The sequence below is a fragment of the Pseudoroseicyclus tamaricis genome (genome assembly GCF_012070395.1).
Lineage (GTDB): Bacteria > Pseudomonadota > Alphaproteobacteria > Rhodobacterales > Rhodobacteraceae > Pseudoroseicyclus_A > Pseudoroseicyclus_A tamaricis.
The window spans coordinates 13,925-36,868 of record NZ_JAAFYS010000002.1 but is presented as its reverse complement, the minus strand read 5'-3'; the positions used below and the strand labels follow the sequence as shown (position 1 = coordinate 36,868).

The following is a 22,944-nucleotide window of genomic DNA, read 5'->3' as shown; positions in this document are numbered from 1 at the left end:
CGCCGTCTCTCGTGAAGGCGGGGGCAGTGCCCCGTCCGCCCTCTCCCCTCTCGCCACCGCCGGCAAACCCCGCTAAGACGCGCCCCGCAACCAAGGATGCTCCCGATGGCCGAAGACCTGCCGCAGATCTATCTCGTCACGCCCGCCGAGTTCGAGCTCTCGGCCTTCCTGCCCCGGCTGGAGGCTTGCCTCGACGCGGTGGAGGTCGCCTGCCTGCGTCTCGCGCTCGGCGGGGCCGACGAGGGGCGGATCGGCAAGGCGGCGGACGGGCTGCGCGAGGTCGCCCATGCCCGCGACATCCCGATCGTCATCGAGACGCACGGGCTGATCGCCAAGGCTCACGGACTCGACGGGGTGCATCTGATGGACGGCGCCCGGCAGGTGCGGCTCTGGCGCAAGGAGTTCGGCGAGGACGGCATCGTCGGCGCCTTCTGCTCGACCTCGCGCCACGAGGGGCTCAATGCCGGCGAGATCGGGGCCGATTACGTCTCCTTCGGGCCGACCGGCGCCTCGGCGCTGGGCCGCGGCGAGACGGTGGACCCGGACGTCTACGCCTGGTGGTCGGAGATGATCGAGGTGCCCGTCGTCGCCGAAGGCGCGCTGACGGAGGATCTCGTGCGGGCGCTGACGCCGCAGGTAGATTTCTTCGCTATCGGCGAGGAGATCTGGCGCGAGGAGGATGCGGCCGAGGCGCTGATGCGCCTCGCCGCGGCGCGCAGCTAGCCCTCGAACATCCCGCGCACGGCCGCCTCGGCCGCGGCGGCGAGGGCCTTGCGGCTCGGCACCTCGCGCACCGCGATGGGGGCGCCGTAGCGCACCTCCACCCGCCCCTGCCGCGGGCGCCCCAGCACCCAGAGGAAATGCGGCGCGAAGCCCATGGCGCCAAACCAGCCATAGGCGCGCGGGTCCTCCCCCGGCGGCGCGGTGTAGCGCAGGGCGATGGGCTGCACGCGCAGGTCCTCCGCCAGCCCGGGGCCGAGGAAGGCGGCAAAGAGCGTCGCCTTGAAGGGCAGGACTCGGCGGCCGTCCGTCGAGGTGCCCTCTGGAAAGAAGAGCAGCAGCTCGTCCCGCCCGACCCGCTCGGCGATCTGCGCCACCTGCGCGCCGGCCTCCTTGCGGTCTCGCCGGATGAAGAGCGTGCCCGTCGCCCGCGCCAGCCAGCCGATCACCGCCCAGCCGGCGACCTCGGCCTTGGCGACGAAGGTGAGCCGCTGGCCGGCGACCAGCACGAAGATGTCGAGCCACGAGGCATGGTTGGCCACCAGCGCCCCGCCCTCGTGCATCGGCGCCCCCTTCCGCTCCACCCGCAGCCCGATCACCGCCAGCGTCGCCCGGCAGACCTCTTGCTGGATTCGTGCCGTCACCGGCCGCCGCCCGCCGGCCAGCGGGCGCTCGATCAGCCGGACGGCGAGGTAGAGCGCCAGACCGAGGAGGATGAGCGCCGCGAGCAGCACCAGGCGCGGCAGGGCGATCAGCCAGTGCCACCAGCGCATCGTCGGCGGTGGCGGCGGGGCGTCGGGGACCCAGGTCATCGCCGCGCGCCGCCGCCACCGTAGAGCGTCAGCGCCCGCTCGCTCAGGCGGCCGGTGTCGAGGAGGAGGCAGATGTCGGTGGTGTTGAACTTCTTGTCGATAAAGGCGCCCTCCCCCACGTGGCCGCCGAGCCGCAGGTAGCCCTTGATGAGCGCCGGCATGGCGATCATCGCGGCGCGGCGATCCACCTCCATCTGCCGGTCCATCTCCACGAAGGCGCGGGAGCGCACGCGGATCTCCTCGGGGGCGAGATAGGCGTTGTGGAGCAGCGTCAGCGGCCCCGCGATCCTGTCCGGGTCCGTCCCATGGAAGGAGGCGGTGCCGAAGAGCAGGTCCACCTTCCGCTCCGCCACATAGGCGCCGAGCCCCTGCCAGAGGCGGAACATGGCGGCGCCGCCGCGGTAATCGCGGTGCAGGCAGGAGCGGCCAAGCTCCAGCAGCCGCCGGCCGGAGCGGCGCAGGGGGGCGAGATCGAACTCGCCCTCGGAATAGAAGCCGCCGGCGGCGCGTGCGCCCTCCTCGCCGAGGAGACGGTAGAGACCGATCACGTGGCGCCCCTCGGGGCGGGCGGGATCGACGACGACCATGTGGTCGCAATGGGGATCGAAGGCGTCCCGCTCCTCGCCGGCGCAGTGATCGACGAGCGGGCCGTCGCCGCCCAGCTCCTCCACGAAGACCTCGTAGCGCAGGCGTGCCGCGGCGCGACGGTCGCTCTCGCAGGTGGCGAGGCGCAGGTCGAGGCGCTTGGCGGTGTCCATCTCGCGGCAGGTCCCCTTCTGGCCGGCGCGTCCCGGGTGGCAGCGGCGTTCTAGTCGCCGCACCGCGGCAGGGAAAGACCGGCCGCAACGTCGCGGCCGCCGGGGAGTGGACCGGCTGCTTTCCGTATGGTTAACCAAATGGAAAGACCTGGCGAGGAAGGTCGCCGGCATGCGCGGGGAAGCGCGCAGCATAACGGTGACGGTGTTACGAGGAAGCGCGATGGTGATGTGGTTTTGGAGAGGGGCGCGCGCCCCCGGACAAGTGGCGGCAGGCAGGGCCTCAATCGGCCGAGAGCAGCTGCAGGGCGACGCGATCCCCGTCGATCACCTGCTTGCCCGCCTCGCGGAAATTCACCGTGATTCGGCTGCCGATGCTCGACTGCACCTGCCCGTCGCCCCAGTCCGGCCGATCCGGATGGGCCACGATCATGCCGGGGGACAGGATGTCGTTCACGCCGATCATGGGCATCTCCTTGCGGGCGCTGCGGCCCTCTTCAGTCTCGGGGTGGCGGCATGACAGGGGCGGTGGATCTCGCCGCGCTCGTCGGCTCCCGCCTCTGCCATGACCTTATCTCCCCCCTCGGCGCGATCAGCAACGGGGTGGAGCTGATCTCCATGTCCTCCCGGCTCGACGGGCCGGAGATGCAGCTGATCGGAGAGAGCGTCGGCGCCGCGAATGCCCGGCTGCGCTTCTTCCGCATCGCCTTCGGCGACGCGGCTGCGGATGCGATGATCGGCCCCGGAGAGATCACCTCGACTCTCGCCGCCGTCTCCGAGGGCAGCCGTCTGAGTTACAGCTGGGCTGCCGAGGGAGAGGTGCGGCGGCGCGAGGCGAAGGTGATCTTCCTGCTGCTGCAATGCCTGGAAACGGCGATGCCCTTCGGCGGCGAGGTCAGCGTGGACCGCTGCGAGACCGGCCGCTGGCGGCTGCAGGCGGAGGGGCGCCACATGCGCATCGATCCCGACCTCTGGCAGGGGCTGCCGGAGGGCCAGCCGCCGCGCGACGCGCAGACGCCGGCGATGGTGCAGTTCGTCCTGCTGCCGAGCGTGATGGCGTGCTACGAGCTCTCGCTCGACCTTCAGCTCTGCGACGACAGGATCATTGCCCGGGTCTGACGGGCTGTGGCCCCTGCGCCCGGGGTTTGGGGAGGCCCGCTCCGAGCAGGCTCTCCCCCGCCCCTGTCGCCCGCAGGAGAGGCCAGCCGAGGAGCGCCTCGGAGCGGGCGCGCAAGCCCTGCACGAGGCGAGCCTTCACCGCCACCAGCCGCGGCGCCTCCACGAGCTCGGCATGGGTCGCGACCCAGATGGGCAGCGCGATGTGCGACAGATCGAAGGGCAGGCGCCGCAGGCCCGGCTCGGCATCGCCGAGGATGCAGGGCAGCATCGCCCGCCCCATGCCGGTCGCCGCCATTCGTGCCAGCACGGGGAAGCTGTCGGCCCCGCCGCGCACCGGCCTCTCGCCCACCACCTCGCCCATCCACTCCGGCGGCACCGCCTTCCCGAGGAGCCCCCTGAGGGCCAGCCAGCTCTCCGCCCCGCCCGGCGCCGCGTAGACGGCGAAGCCGAGGCTCGTCGCCTTCGTGCCGCGCAAGCTGTCGGGCAGCGCCCGCGCCGGGCGGATGGTCAGGTCGGCGGCCAGGCGGCCGAGATCGACATGGTGGTTGGCGGCGTGCAGGTCGATGGGCAGGCCCTCGGCGCCCAGTTCCGCCAGGATCTCGGGCAGCACCGACTGGCAGAGGCTGTCCGTCGAGGTCAGCCGCAGCGGCGCCGGGCCGCCCCCGGCCCCCCGCGCGGCGAGCGAGACCGCCTCCATCGCCCGGGCCGCCTCCCGCGCGCGCTCGATCAGGTGGATCTGCTCGGGCAGGACGACGTAACCCGTCGCCTCGCGGCGGAAGACAAGCGTGCCATGCGCCTCCTCGAAGGCGGTGATCCGGCGCAGGACGGTGGCGTGGTTCACGTCCAGCCGCTTCGCCGCCGCTGTGACGGAGCCTGTCTCGGCCACGGCCACGACATAGCGCAGATCGTCCCAGTTGCCCTGCCGCCTTGTGCCGCCGCTCATCGCCCGTGCCCCGCTCACCTACGCCCCGGCCTCGCCTCCCCCTGTGCATCGAATGAGAGACGTTCCGCAGAAATCGCCAGTGGTCACAGAGAACCAGCCGGGTAGCATCCATTTCAATTCACGATTCCTTTTACGGAGGCTCCCATGTCCGCCCGCAAGACAATCGCTGCCTTTCTCATCGCCACGAGCGGCCTCTCCGCCCCCGCCTTCGCGCAGGGAATGGACCCGATGGAGGCCGCCGTGCGCGCCCGGCAAAGCCACATGTTCCTGCAGCAGGTCTTCCTGATGCAGATCGGCGCCATGGTGCAGGGCAACGCCGAGTACGACGCCGACACGGCCGCCGCCGCCGCCGCCAATCTCGCCGCCGTCTCCTCCGTCGATCCGTTCCTCTACTTCCCCGAGGGCACCTCGACGGCGGAGATGGAGGGCACCCGCGCCCTCCCCGCCATCTGGGAGGATCCGGAGGCCTTCGCCGAGGCGTGGGAGGCGATGGACACCGCGGCCAGCGACCTCTCCGCCGTGGCCGGTGACGGGCTGTCGGCGCTGCAGGGCGCCTTCGGGCCGGTGGGCATGGCCTGTGGCAGCTGCCACCGCAGCTACCGGCAGTCGGACTGACGGGCTCACGTGGCTCGCAAGGCGGTCCAGCGCACGGCGCAGATCCTCTGGGCGCTCGTCCTTGTCGGGGCGGGCGCCTTCTGGCTCCTCACGCTGCCCAACCGCCTGCCGGCGGCGGAGCGGGAGGGGGTAACCGGCGATGCCGAGGCGGGGGCCTATGCCTTCACCGCTGCTGGCTGCGCCAATTGCCATGTGGCGCCGGATACGGTTCCGGGCGACGCCCCCGTCCTCTCCGGCGGGCAGGCCTTCGCCTCACCCTTCGGCACCTTCCACGCCCCCAACATCTCCCCCGACCCGGTGGCCGGCATCGGCGGTTGGACGGAACGGGAGATCGCGCAGGCGATACTGCGCGGCGTGACGCCCGAGGGCGCGCATCTCTACCCCGCCTTCCCCTATGGCTCCTACATCCGCGGCGACGTGCAGGGGGCGCATGACATCGCCGCCTACCTGCTCACCCTGCCGCCGTCGGCCGAGCCGAGCCTGGCGCACGAGCTCACCTTCCCCTTCAACAACCGCCGCGGCGTTGGCCTGTGGAAGCGGCTTTTCCTGAGCGATGACTGGGTGTTGCAGGGCGACCTTGATCCACAGGTTGAACGTGGGCGCTACCTCGTCGAGGCCATGTCCCATTGCGGCGAATGCCACACGCCCCGCAACGCGCTGGGCGCCCCCGACACCTCCCGCTGGCTGGCCGGCGGGCCGGTGCCGGGGGGCGAGGGCAACTTCCCCAACATCACGCCGGCGGCGCTGGGCTGGAGCGAGGCGCAGATCGCGGAGTACTTGAGCTCCGGCTTCACGCCAGAGTTCGACACGGCCGGCGGCGCGATGGTGGAGGTCATCCAGTCGACCTCCCGCCTGACGGACGAGGACCGCCTCGCCATCGCCGCCTATCTCAAGGCTGTCCCGCCGGTGGAGTGAGGCGCGCCAGCAGCGCCTCCGCCGCCCTGAGGCCGGGCGGCGGCCCGCCCCGCCCCAGCCGGTCCATGCAGGTCTCCATGGCGGCGCGCTGGCGGGCCGGCTCTTCCAGCGCCGTCATCAGGGCGTCTGCCATCAGGTCCGGGTGGCAGTTGGCGCCGATGAATTCGGGGATGGCGCGGCTGTCGCTGACGAGGTTCACGAGGTTGACGCTGTCCGTCACCAGCAGCCGGGAGACGATCTGCCGGCTGGCCCAGGCCATGTCGTAGCCGATCACCATGGGGGTGGCATTCGCCGCCAGCTCAAGGCTGACGGTGCCGGAGGCGGCCAGCGCGATGTCGGCGGCGCGGAAGGCGGCGGACTTGTCGCGCCCACCCCTGTCGAAGGTCGGGTCGATGAAGATCGGCTCGAAGGGCCAGCGCGCCGCCGCCTCGCGGACCAGCGGCACCACCGGCGCCGCCATGGGGACGACGACCTTCGCTTCCGGCCTTATGCCCCGCACCCGGTGCAGCGTCTCGCCGAAGCGATCCATCAGGCGCGTCACCTCCGTCCGCCGGGAGCCCGGCAGGGCGAGGATGAGCGGCGCAGCGCCGATCTCCGCCCGCTCGCGGTAGGCCGTCGCCTCCTGCTCCGTCGCCACGGGCATCGTCACGACGGGGTGGCCGACGAAGTCGCAAGCCATCCCGGCCTCGCGCATGTAGGGCGGCTCGAAGGGCAGGAGCGCCAGCACGTGGTCGATGTACTGCGCCATCTTCCGCGCCCGCCCCGGCCGCCACGCCCAGACGGAGGGAGCGACGTAATGCGAGGTACGGATCTGCGGTGCCCGCGCTTTCACGCCCTTGGCGACGCGCAGGCAGAACTCCGGCGCGTCGATGGTCAGGAGCAGGTCGGGCGGGTCGGCGAGCACCGCCTCCACCGCCTCGGAGAGGCGGCGGCGGAGGGAGAGGTAGTTGGGCAGGATCTCCGCGAGGCCCATGAGCGAGAGCTCGTCCATGGGGAAGCGGCTCTGCAGCCCCTGCCCCTCCATCCCCGGCCCGCCGATGCCCGCGAAGGTGACGCCGGGCGCGAGCTGCCTGAGGCCGGCCATGACGGAGGCGCCGAGCGCGTCGCCCGAGGGCTCACCGGCGATGACGAAGATCTTCAAGGGCGCACCCAGAGCCAGAGGCCGGCGGCGTCGAGGCGGGCCACCGTCTCCTCCGCGTCGAGCAGGATCACGCCGCCGGCGGCGATGATGAGGCCGGAAAGGCCGGCCGCCGCCGCCTCGGCCGCCGTCTCGGCGCCGATGGCGGGCATGTCGGCGCGCAGCTCCTGCCCCGGCTTCGGCGCCTTGTAGAGCACGGCGCCGGCGGGGGCAGAGCGGATCAGCGCCGCCGTGCCTGCCTCGCTCTCCTGCGCGATGACACGGCCCTCGTGGACGATCACCGCCTGGCCGAGATCGGCCTTGCCCATCGCCTCCAGTGCCGCCGCACCGGCCGCCGCGTCCGCCTCCGCGCCGGAGGGCGGTGCGCGGCGGGTGGGGCTGCCAGCGGGGGGCAGAAGCTCCGGCACCAGCTCGGCGGCGCCGGTGACAGAGATGCCGGCCTCCTCGAATAGTTCGATCACCAGACGCAGCGCGCCATCATCGCCGAGCGCCAGCGCCTCCTGCAGGCGGGGGACGAGCGGCAGCGTGGCCGCGTCGAGCGCCGCAGGGTCGAGCGCCGGGCGGCGGATGGCACCGGCCATGCAGAGGGTGGTGACGCCGCGGGCGCGCAGCTCCTCGATGAAGGTGCCGAGCCGCTCGAGCCGGAAGCGCAGCTGCACGGGCAAATCCGGCTCCACCCCCTCCAGCGCGCAGACGAGGCCGCCCGCGCGTGCGTGGAGGATCGGCGGCAGGCGCCCTTCGCCGGCGATCAGGGCCAGCATCAATGCGGGGTCAGGAAGGAGCGGCCGGATTCGGCGAGGATGAAGCGCGCCACCTCCTGCACGAGGGGCGAGGCGTCGGCCTGCAGCCGCTCGGCCCTCTCGTGGAAGGTGCCCTCCCCTTCCTTCAGCGCCTCGAATGCGGCGCGGAGGGCGGTGATATCCTCCCGCTCCGTGCCGCGTCGCTTGAGGCCGACGAGGTTGAGCCCCTCCAGCGTGCCGCGCGGCGCCTGAACGAGGCCGTAGGGCACGACGTCCTTGGCGACCATGGTGACGGCGCCGATGATCGCGCCCTGCCCGACGCGCACCCATTGGTGCACGCCGGAGAGGCCCCCGATGATCACGTCGTCGCCGATCACACAGTGCCCGGCGATGGCGACGGAATTGGCGAGCACAACGCGGTCGCCAACCACGGCGTCGTGCGCGACGTGCACGCCGGCCATATAGAGCCCGTCATCGCCCACCCGCGTCACGCCGCCGCCGCCGGCGGTGCCGGTGTGCATGGTGACATGCTCGCGGATGCGGTTACGGGCGCCGATGACGAGGCGGGTCTTCTCGCCGGAGAACTTCAGATCCTGCGGGACCTCGCCGATGACGGCGAAGGGGAAGATGATCGTCCCCTCGCCCACCTCGGTGTCGCCGGTGACGACGACATGGCTCTTCAGCTCCACGCCGGGGGCGAGTTTCACCTCCGGCCCGACATGGCAGAAGGGGCCGATGGCGCAGCCCTCGCCGATCTCGGCGCCGGCCTCGATGACGGCCGTGGGATGCACCCGGGCGCTCATCCCGCGGCGCCCAGATCCATCATCGCGGTGAACTCCGCCTCTGCCGCCAGCTCGCCGTCGACCGTCGCCCGGCCCTTGAAGCGCCAGACCTTGCCGCCGGCCTTGCCGCGCGTCGTCTCCAGCTCCATCCGCAGCTGGTCACCGGGGACGACCATGCGGCGGAACTTGCAGCTGTCGATGGCCATGAAATAGACGAGCAAGTTGCCCTCGGTCAGCCCGAGCGTCGTGCCCACCATCACCGCCGCCGTCTGCGCCATCGCCTCGACGATGGTGACGCCGGGCATGATCGGGTTGCCGGGGAAGTGCCCCTGGAAGTGGGGCTCGTTCATGGTGACGTTCTTCAGACCAACGGCCCGCTTTGTGCCCTCGATCTCCACCACCCGGTCGACGAGGAGGAAGGGGTAGCGGTGCGGCAGGATCTTCTGGATCAGCTGGATGTCGGCTGTCGCCGTCTCTGCACGGGTCTCTCCCCCGGCGGCATCGCTGGCCTGATCGCTCATGTGCTCGTCTCCTTCTGGCGAAATCTGCCTATCAACAGGGCCGGGAGGCGGCAAGGACGGGCGGTGACGGCGGTCGTCACTCCGCCGGGGGCGTTGCCTCTGCTCCGCTGTCCTCCTCCGGAGCCTCGAGTGGCACGTCGACGGGCGCCTCGGGCCCCGTCTGAAGCGTCGTCGCCCCCGGATCGCCCGCGCCGAGGGCCTCGTCCACGCGGGCGATGGCCTCCTGCGTGATGTCGAGCGCACCGACGGCGAGGAAGACGTTGCGTCGGTCGAGGATCACGGCGGCCCCCCTCTCCAGCATCATGCGGCCGAGGACGGGGGAGGCATCGCGGACGAAGGCGTCGCGCCCCTGCGCAACGATCTGTTGGAGCGCCCGCTCCTTGGCGTCCTGCTCGTTGCGGATCTGCTGCACGCGGGCGTCGAAGGCCCGCGCCTCGGCGCGGAAGGCATCGGCCTGCATCGTGGGGCGGCGGCGGGTGAGGCTCTGCTCCTCCTCCGTCAGCTGTGCCTCCATCTCGCGGTTCTCTGCCGCCAGCGCCTCGGTCTGGTCGCGCAGCTCCTCCTGGATGCGCTGGCCGTAGAGCGTGCCGGAGAAGAGCACGTCGGGGTCGATGGTCAAAAGCGGGCTGACCACCTGCCCGGTGTTGAAGCCGAGGCCCTGCCCCGCGCCCGGCGCCTGCCCCGTCTCCGGCCCCTGCGCGGCGGCGGGGCCGGCGAGCGGGGCCAGAAGCATGAGACAGGCGGCGCAGGCGGCCGCGAAGAGGCCCGCGCGCATGGCCTAGAAGGTCGTGGCGATGGTCAGCTCGAAGGTGCGCGTCTCGTCTTCCTCTTCCGCCATCAGCGGTTCGGTGAAGTTGAAGCGCAGCGGTCCGAGCGGCGTATCCCAGAAGAGCGAAACGCCGACGGTCGCCCGGGGCGTGAACTCGTCATAGAGCACCTCCGCCCCGTAATCCTCGCCGAGATCCCAGACCGAGCCGTAATCGATGAAGGCGCCGCCGGAAAATCCGAACTCCGAGGGCAGCGGCAGCGGGAATTCCGTCTCCAGCCGGGCGACGGCGAAGGCGTTGCCGCCGAGCGCATCCAGCGTGTCGGCGTCGCGCGGGCCGATGCCGTGGTACTCGAAGCCTCGGATGTAGCGTGAGCCGAGGAAGTAGCGGTCCGTCACGCGCGAGCTGCCTTCGCCATAGGCGAGGTAGCCGCCCTCGGCGGTGGCGCGCAGCGTCACCTCCTCGTTGAAGACCTTCGTCTCCGCCGAGGCGAGCGCGGTGGAGCGGATGAACTGCGTATCCCCCACCCCGAACTCCTGCCCGAAGCGCAGGAGCACACCGGCATTCGGGTCGAGCCCGACGCGGCGGCTGTCGAAGGTGTAGGTATAGCCCAGCGACGTGGCCCAGAGCCCGCCCTGTTCCGCCTCCTTCTGGATGACGATGGAGGGGTCGTCCTCGCCGTCGTCGGAGACGTTGTAGATATCGGTGTACTCGGCGGCGACATAGACGCTCAGCCGCCCCTTCTCGGAGACGGGGAAACCCAGCGACGGGCTGAAGCGGAACGTCTCGGTATCGTAGAGCGCCGCATCGTTGTTCGTCTGCCGGTAGGAGGTGCCGAGCGAGAAGCTCAGATCCCGGCCGAGGAAGTTCGGCTCCGTGAAGTCGAAGGAGAAGATGCGGTTGCGCGTGGAGGTGGAGATCTGGAAGTCGATCCCCTGCCCGCGCCCGAGGAAGTTGTCCTCCGAGTAGGAGGCGACGAGGGCGAAGCCGTTGTCGGAGTTGTAGTTGCCGCCGAAGGTCAGCCGGCCCGTGGGCTGCTCGGCCACGTCGACATCGACGATCATCTGGTCGGGCGCCGAGCCCTCCCGCGTGTTGATGTCCACGGCGGCAAAGTAGCCGAGGGCGCGGATGCGGCGGGCGCTCTCACGGATCTCGCGGGCGTTGAAGGGGTCGCCCTCGACGCTGGTGAACTGGTTGCGGATCACCCGGTCGAGCGTGGTGTTGTTGCCCTCGATATCGATCCGCTCGACGAACTGGCGGGGCGCGCGGGAGAGCACGTACTGGATGTCGAGCGTCTGGTCGCGCGGGTTGCGCGTGATGCGCGGCTCGGCGGCGACGAAGGGGATGCCGAGCTGGATGGCGCGGCGCTCGATCCGGGCGATATCCTCGTCGATGTTGACGGGCGAGTAGACGCCGCCCTCGCGCAGGCGCGGCACGGAGGAGAACTCCTCCACCGGGGCTTCGGGCATCTCGCTGGCGATGGAGACGCTGCCGATCCGGTACTGCAGCCCCTCCTCGACGTTGAAGGTGACGAGGTAGCCGTCGCGGGCGCGCGTCAGCGTGACGTCGACGTTCTGCACGGCGAAATCGACATAGCCGCGCGAGCGGTAGAAATCGGCCAGCGCCTCGCGGTCGGCGGCGATGCGCTCGGCGATGAAGGTGTCGCGGCTGATGATGAAGTCGAAGAGCCCGGCCTGCTTGGTGTCGAGCACGTTGCGCAGGCGCCGCTCGGAATAGCTGCGGTTGCCGACGAAGGAGATGCGCTCCACCTCCGAGACGCCGCCCTCGGCGATCTCGAACACGAGGTCGACGCGGTTCTCCGTCCGCTCGATGAGGCGGGCGGTGACGGAGGCGTTGATGCGCCCCGCGGAGGCATAGGCCTCGGTGATGGCGGTGACATCCGCCTCGGCGACGTTGGGGTTGAAGACCTGGCGGGAGGTCGAGCGGACGAGCGCGCCCAGCTCCTCGTCGCCGATGCGGGCATTCCCCTCGAAGTTGATCTGGTTGATCGTCGGGTACTCGGCGACGCGGATGATCAGCGTGCCGCCGGAGGGGACGATATCCACGCTCTCGAAGAGGCCGGTCGAGCGCAGATTCTGCGCCGCGGCGTTGAGCTCGCCTGCCGTGACCGTCTCCCCCCGGGCGATGCCGGCATAGGTCAGGATCGTGCCCGGCTCGATGCGCTGATTGCCCTCGATCTGGACGTTGTTGAAGGCGTAGCTCTGGCCGCTGGCGGGAACCGCCGACAGACCCAAGCACACCAGCCCGAACATCGACGCAACCAGATTACCGGCCGCGCGCCCCCCCGCTCTTGTCATTATTAAGCCCGTTGAATAAGCGCGTTTCGTTCGGAGTAGCCCGGATACCCCCTCTTGTCAAAGAACGAGGGGCCCTCGCGAGCGGGGGCCGGAGAAGTCTCGCTTATGCCGCCCCGATGCTGCCCGACGGGCGCGCAAACGGCTCAGACGGGCTGGCCGACCGTGGTGCGCAGGACCATCGTCAAGGAGGAAATCCAGGCGGAGGCGCTGAGCAGCGCGATGATCGCGAGGGCGTAGAAAAGCCGGTCCCGGTTGGCCTCGACCAGCAGGGTCAGGCCTTTGGTTCCTGCAACTAGCGATTGCATCGGGCTCTCCGTGGCACGCAATTGTCCACCATCGACGCTAGGGGCGGAATGTGACCGCTTTAAGGATTTTCCGCGTCGCTGCCGGGCCGTGACCGCCCCGGCGGTGCGTCAGGGGCACAGGAAGATGTCGTTGGCGAGCGCGAAGATCATCAGCCCCATCACCAGCGTCAGCCCGATGGCGGTGAAGACGCGCAGCGCCCCTTCGGAGGGTTGCCGCCCCGCCAGCGCCTCGTAGCCGATGAAGACGAGATGGCCCCCGTCGAGCACCGGCACGGGCAGCAGGTTCAGCATCCCGATCCCGGCGGAGATGATGGCGAGGAACCAGATGAAGTTCATCGCCCCCTGACTGGCCACCTGACCCGAGGTCTCGGCGATGGTCACCGGACCGGAGAGGTTGCAGGAGGAGATGGCGCCGGTCACGACGTTCCAGAGCCCCGAGAGCGAGGTCTGCAGCACGAAGATCAGCTGCGAGACGGCCTGACCGAGCGCCTGGAAGGGGCCGGGGCTCTCCGTCATCGGCTGGAAGTACTCGCCGGCGATGATGCCGATCAGCCAGCGCGTCTCGAAGCCGCCGCCGGCGCTCGGCACGTCGGTGCGGCGCGGGGTGAGTTCGAGGCTCTGCACCCCCTCCCCCTCGCGCCAGACCTCCAGCTGCACGGGCGCGCCCTCGCCCGCGCCGACCGTCTCAACCAGATCGGCGAAGCGGCGCACCTCCACCCCGTTGACGCCGACGATGACGTCGCCCTCCTCCAGCCCGGCGGCGAAGGCGGCGGAGTTGGGGTTCACGGCGCCGACGATGGGCGGCGACAGGGAGGGGCCGGTGACAGTCATCTGCTGGCCGCCCCTCAGGACGCGATACTCCAGCGTGTCGCCATCGGGCAGGTCCTGGAAGTAGTCGGCCGGCGTCTGCGGCACGGGCACGCCGCCGATGGCGAGCACCTCGTCCCCCGGCTCCAGCTCGGACTGGAAGCTCTCCGGCAGCGGGGCCACCCTGTCCACCGTCAGCGGGCTGACGGGCAGCCCCTCGCTGTGGAAGATCGCGGCGAAGATGGCGATGGCGAGGAAGAAGTTGAAGAACGGCCCGCCGGCAATGGTCAGCGCCCGCGCCCAGAGGGGGGCGCCCAGCATCGTGTGGCGCCCGCGCTGCGCCCCGTCGGCATGGCCCATGGAGGTGGCGTCGGCATCGCCCGCGAACTTGACGTAGCCGCCCAGCGGCACGGCGGCGAGCTGCCAGACGGTGCCCCGCTTGTCCCGCCGGCTGAAGAGCTTCGGCCCGAAGCCGACGGAGAAGACATCCGCCTTGATCCCGCACCAGCGGCCGACGAGGTAATGGCCAAGCTCGTGGATCGTGACGATGACGACGATGGCAACGAGGAAGAAGAACAGCGTGAAGATGACGGAGCCGGTCTGCGGCAGCAGTTGCGTGAGGTCCAACTTATCCTCCGGTCCGGGCGGCCAGCTGGTCGGCCGCCTCCTTCGTCCACAGGCGGGCACGCCTGTCATGATCGATGATCGTATCTAGGTCCGCCATGGCGGTTTGTCGCCGCTCGGTCGACAGAAATCTGTCCAGCACGGCGCCCACGACCCCTGACATGTCCGTGAAGCGGATCTGTCGGGAGAGGAAGGAATCCAGCGCCGCCTCCTTCGCGGCATTGAAGATCGCGCCGGCGCCGCCCCCTGCTTCCATCACCCGGTAGGCGAGATCGAGCGCGGGGTAGCGCGCCGCCTCGGGCGCGGCGAAGGAGAGCTGGCCGATGGCGGCAAGGTCCAGCCGCTCCACCGGCAGCGGTGCCCTGGCGGGCCAGGAGAGGGCGTGGCCGATGGCATGACGCATGTCGGGCGGGCCAATATGGGCGATGAGGCCGCCGTCGTTGTGTCCGACGAGGGCGTGGACGAGGCTCTCTCGGTGGATCAGCACCTCGATCTGCGATGGCGCGAGGGCGAAGAATTCCTTCGCCTCGATCATCTCCAGCGCCTTGTTGAACATCGAGGCGCTGTCGATGGTGATCCGCTGGCCCATCGCCCAGTTGGGATGGGTCGCCGCCTCCTCCGGCGTGGCGGAGGCAAGCCGCTCCAGCGGCCAGTCGCGGAAGGCGCCGCCCGAGGCGGTGATGATGACCCGCTCGACGCTGGACATCTCTTCGCCGCGCAGCGCCTGGAAGATGGCCGAATGCTCGCTGTCCACCGGCAGGACGGTGCCACCATGGCGGCGCGCCGTCTCCATCACGAGTGGGCCGGCGGCGACGAGCGTTTCCTTGTTGGCCAGCGCCAGCGTGCCGCCCCGGCGCAGCACCTCCAGCCCCGGGGCGAGGCCGGCGAAGCCGACGATGGCGCTCATCACCCAGTCCACGGGCCGGGACGCGGCCTCGCAGATCGCCTCTGCGCCGGCCGCCACCTCGATGCCGGTGCCGGAGAGGCGCTCGGCCAGCTCGGCGCGGCAGTCCTCATGCGCGGTGACGGCGAGGCGGGCGTTGAGGCGGCGGGCATCGGCGGCGAGCTGCGCGAGGTTGCGCCCGCCGGTCAGCGCCTCGACCCGGTAGGCATCGGGGTCGCGGGCGATGAGGTCTATGGTGGACTGGCCGATGGACCCGGTGGCCCCGAGGATCGTCACCGATCGCATCAGAAGGGCCCCGGCATCCAGCCCGCCCAGGAGAGGATGGCGACGGTCAGCGCCGCGAAGGTCAGCGCGTCGAACCTGTCGAGCACGCCGCCATGGCCGGGGATCAGGTTGGAGGAATCCTTCAGACCGAAGCGCCGCTTCAGCCAGCTTTCGGCGATGTCCCCCATCTGCCCGGCGAGGCTGGCGAGGATGGAGACGAGGATCAGCCCCATGCCCACTTCGAGGATCAGCGCGAAGATCACTCCGACGACCGCCGCCGCGACCCAGCCGGCGACGGTGCCCGACCATGTCTTCGACGGCGAGATGGAGGGCCAGAACTTCGGCCCGCCGAAGAAGCGGCCGGCGAAGTAGCCGGCGACGTCGGTGGCGATGACGACGAGGATGATCCAGAGGAGCCAGCCGACGCCCTCGAACCTCAGCTCCACCAGCGCCGCAGCGCCGACGAGGATGGCGGCGGCATAGACGCCCATGGCCACCTTGTGCCGCTCGGCATTGAAGCCGACGCCGGCACCGATGACGAGGAAGACGGGCCAGGGCAGCGCCAGCGCCGCGGCCGCCGCCACGGGCAGAACCTGCCGGGGGCGCACCCGGTTGGGCGCGCTCATCACGCAGAGCTCCCAGACCATGAGGCCGGCTGCAATGGCGGAGAAGGCCGTCCACCATTCCACGCCCGCCACCAGCGCCGCGATCGCGGCGACGGCGAGCACGACGGCGGAGGTCACGCGAACCTTCAGGTCGCCCCAGCGACCCTCCAGACGGCTTGTCCTGCCAGCCACCCTCAGGCCCGGACCGCCCCGAAGCGGCGGTCGCGCAGGGTGTAGCTTTTCAGGACGGAGGCGAATTCGGTCGGCGTGAAATCGGGCCAGAGCGTGTCGATGAACTCGTACTCCGCATAGGCCGACTGCCAGAGCAGGAAGTTGGAGATGCGCGCCTCGCCGGAGGTGCGGATCACAAGATCCGGGTCGGGCAGGACGCGGGTGTCGAGGAAGCGGGCGAGCGTCTCGGCATCCACCTCCTCGTGCGTGATGCGGCCCTGCTGCACCTCGTAGGCGAGGCGGCGGGCGGCGCGGGTGACTTCGTCGCGGCCGCCGTAATTGATGGCGACCGTCAGGTTCATCTTGGTATTGCCGGCGGTGAGCATCTCAAGATTGTCCATCATGTCGACAAGCTTGGGCTCCAGCTTCACCCGGTCACCGATGAAGCGAACGCAGACGCCATCGCGCACGAGGGCGCGCGCTTCGCGCTCGATGTAGCGGCGGAAGAGGCCCATGAGGCCGGCGACTTCCGTCTGGGTGCGTTTCCAGTTCTCGGTCGAGAAGGCGAAGATGGTGAGGTATTCCACCCCCAGATCGGGACAGGCCTCGACGATGTCGCGGACCCGCTTGGCGCCGGCGTGGTGGCCATAGAGCCTCGGGCGCCCGCGCTGCTGCGCCCAGCGCCCGTTGCCGTCCATGATGATCGCCACATGCCGGGGGCCGGGGCGTGCCTCTTCGCTCTTGTCGTCGCGGGCCAAGATAGCCTCCATGCTCGGCAGGGTTCAGACCTGCATGATTTCCGCCTGCTTTGTCTCCAAAGCCTTGTCGACCTGGGCGATGTACTTGTCAGTTAGCTCCTGCACCTCGGATTCCCAGATTTTCTGGTCATCCTCGGCCATGCCGTCCTTGGCTTTCTTGATCTGGTCCATCCCGTCGCGGCGCAGGTTGCGGATGGCGACGCGGGCGCGCTCGGCGTAATCGCCGGCGACCTTGGTGAGCTCGCGGCGGCGCTCCTCGTTGAGCTCGGGGATCGGCAGCATGATGATCGTGCCGTTCAGTTGCGGGTTGATGCCGAGGCCGCTTTCGCGGATCGCCTTCTCGACCTTCTGCACGAGGCCCTTGTCCCAGACGTTGACGGTGACCATCCGCGGCTCGGGCACGTTGATCGTGCCGACCTGGTTGATCGGCGTCGGCTGGCCGTAGGCATCCACCATCACCGGCTCCAGCATCGAGCCGGAGGCCCGGCCGGTGCGCAGCGAGGCGAACTCCGTGCGCAGCGACTGGATGGCGCCGTCCATGCGGCGCTGAAGGTCATCGGTATCGAGTTCGAATTCGTCAGCCATCTTCGGGCCCTTCTTTGTCTCACTGCCCTGTCCCGGCGCCTCGTATAGCCGGGCGGGCCCCGTCTGGCCAGCGCCGCGCGCGCAGGAATCGTGCAGGTGGCGCTTCCCTGCCGCGCAGGGAGGAACGATCCGGCCGCGGCGTGGTTGCCCCAAGGTCGCACCGATGTCGGACAGCAAGGAGCCCCGCCCATGACCTGGATCACCGACCACAGCTCCCTGCTCAACCTCGCAGTAAACGTGGGCATGTTCCTGATCTGGGTGGCCTACCTGCAGATCTTCCTGATGAACTACCTGCGCGGCCGGCGGCCCCGCATCATCATCTCGCGGGGCGGCGGCTCAAGCATCGACGCGCTCTGCCTCGTCTCCAACATGAGCCAGGAGCCGATCTACCTGCAGAGCATCTATTGCACGATCCGCGGCAAGGACGGCTCCACGTGCTCGGCCACGATCACCGACCGCGAGATGCTGGCGCGGGCCGCCGACGGGACGGACGCGCCGGGCGTGACGAGCCATGGCCCGCTGGGGCGCGCCGAGTTCATGAGCCTCGGCCCCTACAGGCGGCTCCTCGACATCACGGTCGAGCAGTCGGATGACGGCGCCTGTGCGCTCGACGAGCTGTCGGAGCAGATCGAGGGGTTCGAGATCATGGTGGTCAGCGCCTTCGGCGGCGACGATCTGGAGATCGCGGCGAAGCGCGACTTCCGCATCGACCGCAGCGAGGAGCCGTGGAACGTCATCCCCGTCTACCCGCAGACGACGCAGATCTCGAGCCGGCGCGAGCGCAAGGAGATCCGCAACCGGGTCATCGAGGAGCTGCGGACGGACTGAGGCGGCGCCGCCCGGCGCCACGCCCGTCGGCCCAGGAGGCGCTCAGCCCCGGACGATCGTGTAGGTCCCCTGCCCCGCGAGGATGCCGCGGAAGCCGCCGGGCTCGTCGAGCGAGAAGACGACGATGGGCAGCGAATTGTCCCGTGCCAGCGCGATGGCGGAGGCATCCATCACGGCGAGGTGCTGCTGCAGCACGTCGTCATAGGTGATCTTGTCGTAGCGCTTGGCGTCGGGAAACTTCTTCGGGTCCTTGTCGTAGACGCCGTCGACCTTGGTGCCCTTGAAGATCGCCTCGCAATGCATCTCGCTGGCGCGCAGCGTCGCGGCGGTGTCGGTGGTGAAGTAGGGGTTCCCCGTGCCGGCGGCGAAGATCACCACGCGCTTCTTCTCGAGGTGGCGGACGGCGCGGCGGCGGATGTAGGGCTCGCTCACCGTGTCCATCGGGATGGCGCTCTGCACCCGCGTGTGGATGCCGAGGCCTTCCAGCGCGCTCTGCATGGCCAGCGCGTTCATCACCGTCGCAAGCATCCCCATGTAGTCGGCCGTCGACCGCTCCATCCCCTGGGCGGAGCCGGAGAGGCCGCGGAAGATGTTGCCGCCGCCGATGACCATGCAGATCTCCACGCCCAGCTCGTGGACGGACTGCACCTCGCGGGCGATTCGCTGCACGGTCGGCGGATGCAGGCCGTAGGCCTGGTCGCCCATCAGCGCCTCGCCGGATATCTTGAGCAGGACCCGCTTGTAGGTGGTTCTCGCCTCGGTCATCGCCGTCCCCCATGCGGATTTGCCAAACGCCGCGAACATACGGAAATAGGGGGAAGGTTCAATGGCAGGAGGGGCGATGGCACGGGCGGGAGAGATATTGGCGGAGCCGCCACCGGCCGGGCGCCATATTTTGATCGCCGGGCCGACGGGAAGCGGAAAATCCGCGCTCGCCCTGACCCTTGCGGAGGAGTTGGGCGGCACGGTGGTGAATGCCGATGCGCTGCAGGTCTTCAGCGGCTGGCGCATCCTGACGGCCCGCCCCGGCGCAGAGGATCTGACCCGGGCGGAACACCGGCTCTACGGCCACGTGCCGCCGGAGGAGGCCTATTCCGTGGGCCACTGGCTGAGGGACATGGGCCCCCTGCTGGGGAGCGGAGAGCGGCTGATCGTGGTGGGCGGGACCGGCCTCTACTTCACCGCACTGACGGAGGGTCTGGCGGAGATCCCGCCGACGCCGGCCGAGGTGCGGGCAGAGGCGGACGGGATGACCCTCCCTGCCCTTGTCGAAGGGCTGGACGAGGCGAGCCGCGCCGGGCTCGACCTCGCAAACCGGGCAAGGGTGCAGCGGGCGTGGGAGGTGCTGCGCAGCACCGGCGAGGGCATCTCCGCCTGGCAGGCCCGCACGCCGCCGCCGCTCCTGCCACTGGAGGAGGCGGCAGCCTACGTGATGGAATCCCCGCCCGATTGGCTGGCCCCGCGCCTCGCCCGCCGCTTCGAGGCGATGCTGGCGGAGGGGCTGCTGGAGGAAGGCGAGGCGATGCGCCCCGGCTTCTCCCCCGCCCACCCGGCGAGCAAGGCCATCGGCGCAGTGGAGCTTATCGCCCATCTGGAGGGCCGGCTGACGCTGGAGGAGCTGCGCGAGGCGGTGCTGACGCTCTCCCGGCAATACGCGAAACGGCAGAGGAGCTGGTTCCGGGCACGCATGGGGGGCTGGCGGTGGCTGCCGGTCGAGGGGGCGGAAGGGTAGCGCCCTCGCTGACCTTCTGCCGTCATGAAGCTTCTTCCACCGGCCCACAGGCGCAGGGCGAGCGCCGGCACGTGGGGTGGCGCTCTCACGTCTCCGCTCCTTGATTTATGGTGCAACCACCTCCCCGCCCCGATCCCCGCGCTCCCGTCACCGGAGCGCCAGCCCGCGGGACGGGCCGGCGCTCGCCCTGCGCCTTTGGCGCGTACCGGGCGGGGGACAAGCTCGGGCTGCTCGCCAGGGCGCCCGGGAGGGGCGCCTCAAAGAACGTCGCACGCCCCCCCTGCCCTCTGAGGCACCATCTCGCCATTTGTCACCAGCTTTCTGAACATCCTCCGCGCTGCCCTGTTGCCAGCGCGGGCCACCCTGGGCCACGCTGTCTGTGCTGGGGTCGATGCGGGGGGATGATGGGCGACGAACGACAGGTGCTGAGCCTCGCCTCCATCGGCCAGACCGCGCAGCCGAACCGCTGGCGGACGGAGGCGATGCGCGCCCACTCCTCCCCTCGGCTGATCTTTTTCACCAAGGGACAGGGGCGGATCACCATCGCCGGCCTGACCTCCGGCTATACCGCCAACAACCTCATCTTCCTGCCCTCCGGCACCATGTACGGCTTCGAGGTCGGCCCCACCGCCTTCGGCCACCTCCTCGCCATTCCCGCCGCCATGGCCGGCGAATGGCCGGACGTGCCGGTGCACCTGCGGCTGCGCGACGTGCTGGCGCAAAAGGAGATCACACAGGTCTTCGACAACCTCGAGCGCGAGCTGAAGAGCGACCGCGCCGGCCATGCCCGCGCCGCGCATTACCACCTCGGCCTGCTCGCCGTGCATTTCGAGCGGGCGCTGGAGCGGCACGAGGCCGAGAGCCCCGATGCCCGGGCCGAGACGGCCGCCGCCCGGCTCGTCGCCGCCTATACCGGGCTGGTGGAGCGTGACTACGCCAAGGGCCTCGGCATCGCCCATTTCGCCCGGGCGCTCGGCGTGACGCCGACGCATCTCACCCGCTCCTGCCGGCGCACCTGCGGGAAGTCGGCGCATGACCTCCTGACCGACCGCATCCTCTTCGAGGCGCGGCGCCGGCTGGCCGAGACGCGCACGCCGATCCGCGAGATCGCCGCGTCTCTGGGCTATTCCTCCGCCGCCTATTTTTCGCGCGCCTTCCAGGGAGGCGTCGGCCTCAGCCCCTCCGCCTTCCGCCGTCAGTCCTCCGACACTGCTGGCCAATCGCCGCGCGCGGGTTCTTCGGTTGCCCAAGACGTGAGCCGCCGGGCGGGGAAGTTCAGTTGATGTCGCTCAGTGACCATGCAAAGGTCGCAAACAGAGCGCCGAATGACGTAAGTCTGCATGCCGCCACGTCCGAACACGGGCCGAATGCGGCAAGCGGCTTGACCTGCCCTGCCCGGGCGGGCGTCCTTCAGGAACGTATGCGCTGCCCTGCACTCCGGCGGCGCGCAAATAAGAAAATGAGCGTTACAGGGAGCTACGAATGACCCACCACTCGACCCTCAAGGCAGACATTCACGCCGCGGCGCGGATGTATGCCGAGGAAGAAAAGTCCGGAAAGCTCAGCCGCCGGGAGTTTCTCACCCGCGCCACCGCCCTCGGCCTGACGGCGCCTGCCGCCTACGGCCTCCTCGGCCTGACGGCGCCGACCCCCGCCTGGGCGCAGGACAAGCCCATGGGCGGCACGCTGCGCATGCAGATGGAAACGCTGGCCCTGAAGGACCCGCGCCTCTTCGACTGGTCGGAGATGGGCAACTTCGCCCGCGGCTGGCTGGAATACCTCGTCGAGTACGAGATCGACGGTACGCTGCGCGGCATGCTGCTGGACAGCTGGGAAGCCAACGAGGACGCCAGCCAGTTCACGCTGAACGTCCGCCAGGGCGTCACCTGGAACAACGGCGACCCCTTCACCGCCGATGACGTGATCTTCAACATCACTCGCTGGTGCGACGGCACCGTCGAGGGCAACTCGATGGCCACCCGGATGTCGACGCTGGTGGATCCGGAGACGTCGCAGCTGCGCGAGGGCGCCATCGAGAAGGTCGACGATCACACCGTCGTTCTCAACCTCTCCGCCCCCGACATCGCGATCATCGTCTCGATGGCCGACTACCCGGCCTCGATCGTGCACCCGAGCTACGACGGCGGCGATCCCTCCGACAACCCGATCGGCACCGGCGCCTACCTGCCGGAAGAGAACCAGGTCGGTGTGCGCCAGACCCTCGTGAAGAACGAGGAGCACTCCTGGTGGGGCACCGATGTCTATGGCGGCCCCTACCTCGACCGGATCGAGTACATCGACTACGGCACCGACCCCTCGGCCATCGTGGCGGCCGTGGAATCCGAAGAGATCGACGCGACCTACCAGAGCTCCGGCGATTTCATCGACATCTTCGACAGCCTCGGCTGGGAGAAGTCGGAGGCCATCACCGCCTCGACGGTGACGATCCGCTTCAACCAGGACAGCGAGCCCTACGACAACCGCGACGTGCGCCGCGCCCTCATGATGGCCGTGGACAACGCGGTGATCCTCGAGCTCGGCTACAACAACCTCGGCACGGTCGCGGAAGATCACCACGTCTGCCCGATCCACCCCGAGTACGCCGATATCGGCCCGGTCCCGGTCGATCCTGCGCAGGCGATGGAGCTGCTCGAGGGCGCCGGCTATGCCGACTACGAGTTCGAGCTGATCTCGATCGACGATGACTGGCAGGCCGCCTCCTGCGATGCCACCGCCGCGCAGCTGCGCGACGCCGGCATCAACGTGGCGCGGACCGTGCTGCCGGGCTCGACCTTCTGGAACGACTGGCTGAAGTACCCCTTCTCCGCGACGGAGTGGAACATGCGCCCCCTCGGCGTGCAGATCCTCAACCTCGCCTACCGGACGGGCGCCTCGTGGAACGAGACCGCCTTCTCCAACGAGGAGTTCGACAGCCTGCTCGACGAGGCCAACGGCATCGCCGATGCCGAGGCCCGCTCGGAGGTGATGGCCAAGCTCGAGACGATCATGCAGGAGGAGGGCGTCACCATTCAGCCCTTCTGGCGGTCGCTCTACCGACACTACCGCCCGGGCGTCATGGGGGCCGAGATGCACCCGACGTTCGAGCATCATCACTACAAGTGGGCCATCGAAAGCTGATCGCCCTGCCCGGGGGCCGGAGAGATCCGGCCCCCGTTTCACACCCCACACCGCGCTTGAAGACGCGGCAATAAGAAC

At 69.9% G+C, this 22,944-nt stretch carries 25 protein-coding genes; 8 read left to right on the top strand and 17 right to left on the bottom strand.

Translation table 11 applies throughout. The features are described from left to right. Positions 1-105 precede the first annotated feature (105 nt). Positions 106-723, top strand: a complete 618-nt coding sequence (locus GY170_RS06550; protein WP_163891293.1) for a thiamine phosphate synthase — start codon at positions 106-108, stop codon at positions 721-723. Here GY170_RS06550 and olsA read toward each other — a convergent pair. From olsA to GY170_RS06535, 3 genes are all read right to left on the bottom strand, one after another. After that, positions 720-1,532, bottom strand: coding sequence for a lyso-ornithine lipid O-acyltransferase (gene olsA, locus GY170_RS06545; protein WP_163891291.1), 813 nt, complete (start codon positions 1,530-1,532; stop codon positions 720-722). The genes GY170_RS06550 and olsA overlap by 4 nt on opposite strands. After that, complete coding sequence (gene olsB / locus GY170_RS06540) at positions 1,529-2,290, bottom strand: L-ornithine N(alpha)-acyltransferase (protein WP_163891289.1); 762 nt, start codon at positions 2,288-2,290, stop codon at positions 1,529-1,531. The genes olsA and olsB overlap by 4 nt, the downstream gene beginning before the upstream one ends. A gap of 280 nt (positions 2,291-2,570) precedes the next feature. Beyond that, positions 2,571-2,753 (bottom strand): DUF3553 domain-containing protein, encoded by a 183-nt coding sequence (locus GY170_RS06535; protein WP_163891287.1) that lies wholly within the window; start codon positions 2,751-2,753, stop codon positions 2,571-2,573. A gap of 50 nt (positions 2,754-2,803) precedes the next feature. On the opposite strand from GY170_RS06535, the gene GY170_RS06530 reads away from it, so the two are divergent. Next, complete coding sequence (locus GY170_RS06530) at positions 2,804-3,406, top strand: histidine phosphotransferase family protein (RefSeq protein WP_163891285.1); 603 nt, start codon at positions 2,804-2,806, stop codon at positions 3,404-3,406. Here the strand turns inward: GY170_RS06530 and GY170_RS06525 are convergent. After that, positions 3,390-4,349, bottom strand: coding sequence for a LysR family transcriptional regulator (locus GY170_RS06525; RefSeq protein WP_163891283.1), 960 nt, complete (start codon positions 4,347-4,349; stop codon positions 3,390-3,392). The genes GY170_RS06530 and GY170_RS06525 overlap by 17 nt on opposite strands. Positions 4,350-4,493: 144 nt before the next feature. On the opposite strand from GY170_RS06525, the gene GY170_RS06520 reads away from it, so the two are divergent. Together GY170_RS06520 and GY170_RS06515 are read left to right on the top strand one after the other, a co-directional pair. Beyond that, entirely contained in the window at positions 4,494-4,964 is a 471-nt protein-coding gene (locus tag GY170_RS06520) for a c-type cytochrome (protein WP_163891281.1), read from the top strand. 9 nt (positions 4,965-4,973) lie between these two features. Then, positions 4,974-5,879: a c-type cytochrome gene (locus GY170_RS06515; RefSeq protein WP_235937806.1), complete on the top strand. Its 906-nt coding sequence runs from the start codon at positions 4,974-4,976 to the stop codon at positions 5,877-5,879. On the opposite strand, the gene lpxB is transcribed toward GY170_RS06515, so the two are convergent. The 12 genes from lpxB to frr form a co-directional block, all read right to left on the bottom strand. Continuing rightward, a complete protein-coding gene (gene lpxB, locus GY170_RS06510; RefSeq protein WP_163891279.1) occupies positions 5,854-7,020 on the bottom strand; it encodes a lipid-A-disaccharide synthase in 1,167 nt (388 codons plus the stop codon). The two genes, GY170_RS06515 and lpxB, sit on opposite strands and share 26 nt — an antisense overlap. After that, positions 7,017-7,778 (bottom strand): UDP-2,3-diacylglucosamine diphosphatase LpxI domain-containing protein, encoded by a 762-nt coding sequence (lpxI, locus tag GY170_RS06505; protein ID WP_163891277.1) that lies wholly within the window; start codon positions 7,776-7,778, stop codon positions 7,017-7,019. Before lpxI ends, lpxB begins: the two co-directional genes overlap by 4 nt. Beyond that, positions 7,778-8,560, bottom strand: a complete 783-nt coding sequence (gene lpxA / locus GY170_RS06500) for an acyl-ACP--UDP-N-acetylglucosamine O-acyltransferase (RefSeq protein WP_163891275.1) — start codon at positions 8,558-8,560, stop codon at positions 7,778-7,780. The genes lpxI and lpxA overlap by 1 nt, the downstream gene beginning before the upstream one ends. Further along, the gene (gene fabZ / locus GY170_RS06495) at positions 8,557-9,060 is read right to left on the bottom strand and encodes a 3-hydroxyacyl-ACP dehydratase FabZ (protein ID WP_163891273.1); all 504 of its coding nucleotides are present in this window, start codon (positions 9,058-9,060) and stop codon (positions 8,557-8,559) included. Before fabZ ends, lpxA begins: the two co-directional genes overlap by 4 nt. A 76-nt stretch (positions 9,061-9,136) precedes the next feature. Beyond that, complete coding sequence (locus GY170_RS06490) at positions 9,137-9,835, bottom strand: OmpH/Skp family outer membrane protein (protein ID WP_235924073.1); 699 nt, start codon at positions 9,833-9,835, stop codon at positions 9,137-9,139. Positions 9,836-9,838: 3 nt separating this feature from the next. Further along, positions 9,839-12,100 (bottom strand): outer membrane protein assembly factor BamA, encoded by a 2,262-nt coding sequence (gene bamA / locus GY170_RS06485; protein ID WP_235924072.1) that lies wholly within the window; start codon positions 12,098-12,100, stop codon positions 9,839-9,841. Positions 12,101-12,288: 188 nt separating this feature from the next. After that, entirely contained in the window at positions 12,289-12,450 is a 162-nt protein-coding gene (locus tag GY170_RS06480) for a hypothetical protein (RefSeq protein WP_167803301.1), read from the bottom strand. A 108-nt stretch (positions 12,451-12,558) separates the two neighbouring features. Further along, positions 12,559-13,884, bottom strand: a complete 1,326-nt coding sequence (rseP, locus tag GY170_RS06475) for an RIP metalloprotease RseP (protein WP_163891269.1) — start codon at positions 13,882-13,884, stop codon at positions 12,559-12,561. Position 13,885: 1 nt separating this feature from the next. Continuing rightward, a complete protein-coding gene (dxr, locus tag GY170_RS06470; protein ID WP_163891267.1) occupies positions 13,886-15,070 on the bottom strand; it encodes a 1-deoxy-D-xylulose-5-phosphate reductoisomerase in 1,185 nt (394 codons plus the stop codon). Continuing rightward, the gene (locus GY170_RS06465) at positions 15,070-15,792 is read right to left on the bottom strand and encodes a phosphatidate cytidylyltransferase (protein ID WP_235937805.1); all 723 of its coding nucleotides are present in this window, start codon (positions 15,790-15,792) and stop codon (positions 15,070-15,072) included. The genes dxr and GY170_RS06465 overlap by 1 nt, the downstream gene beginning before the upstream one ends. 56 nt (positions 15,793-15,848) lie before the next feature. After that, entirely contained in the window at positions 15,849-16,595 is a 747-nt protein-coding gene (gene uppS / locus GY170_RS06460) for a polyprenyl diphosphate synthase (RefSeq protein ID WP_203531226.1), read from the bottom strand. Between the two features lie 12 nt (positions 16,596-16,607). Next, complete coding sequence (gene frr, locus GY170_RS06455) at positions 16,608-17,168, bottom strand: ribosome recycling factor (RefSeq protein WP_163891261.1); 561 nt, start codon at positions 17,166-17,168, stop codon at positions 16,608-16,610. Between the two features lie 189 nt (positions 17,169-17,357). Between frr and GY170_RS06450 the strand changes: the two genes are divergently transcribed. After that, the gene (locus GY170_RS06450) at positions 17,358-17,996 is read left to right on the top strand and encodes a hypothetical protein (RefSeq protein ID WP_163891259.1); all 639 of its coding nucleotides are present in this window, start codon (positions 17,358-17,360) and stop codon (positions 17,994-17,996) included. A 42-nt stretch (positions 17,997-18,038) separates the two neighbouring features. On the opposite strand, the gene pyrH is transcribed toward GY170_RS06450, so the two are convergent. Further along, the gene (pyrH, locus tag GY170_RS06445) at positions 18,039-18,761 is read right to left on the bottom strand and encodes a UMP kinase (RefSeq protein ID WP_163891257.1); all 723 of its coding nucleotides are present in this window, start codon (positions 18,759-18,761) and stop codon (positions 18,039-18,041) included. Positions 18,762-18,837: 76 nt separating this feature from the next. Here pyrH and miaA point away from each other — a divergent pair, with 76 nt between their 5' ends. From miaA to GY170_RS06430, 3 genes are all read left to right on the top strand, one after another. Beyond that, positions 18,838-19,728, top strand: a complete 891-nt coding sequence (miaA, locus tag GY170_RS06440; RefSeq protein ID WP_235924071.1) for a tRNA (adenosine(37)-N6)-dimethylallyltransferase MiaA — start codon at positions 18,838-18,840, stop codon at positions 19,726-19,728. Between the two features lie 404 nt (positions 19,729-20,132). Next, positions 20,133-21,011 (top strand): helix-turn-helix domain-containing protein, encoded by an 879-nt coding sequence (locus tag GY170_RS06435; RefSeq protein ID WP_235924070.1) that lies wholly within the window; start codon positions 20,133-20,135, stop codon positions 21,009-21,011. 199 nt (positions 21,012-21,210) lie between these two features. Beyond that, the gene (locus tag GY170_RS06430; RefSeq protein ID WP_163891250.1) at positions 21,211-22,866 is read left to right on the top strand and encodes an ABC transporter substrate-binding protein; all 1,656 of its coding nucleotides are present in this window, start codon (positions 21,211-21,213) and stop codon (positions 22,864-22,866) included. Positions 22,867-22,944: the final 78 nt, after the last annotated feature.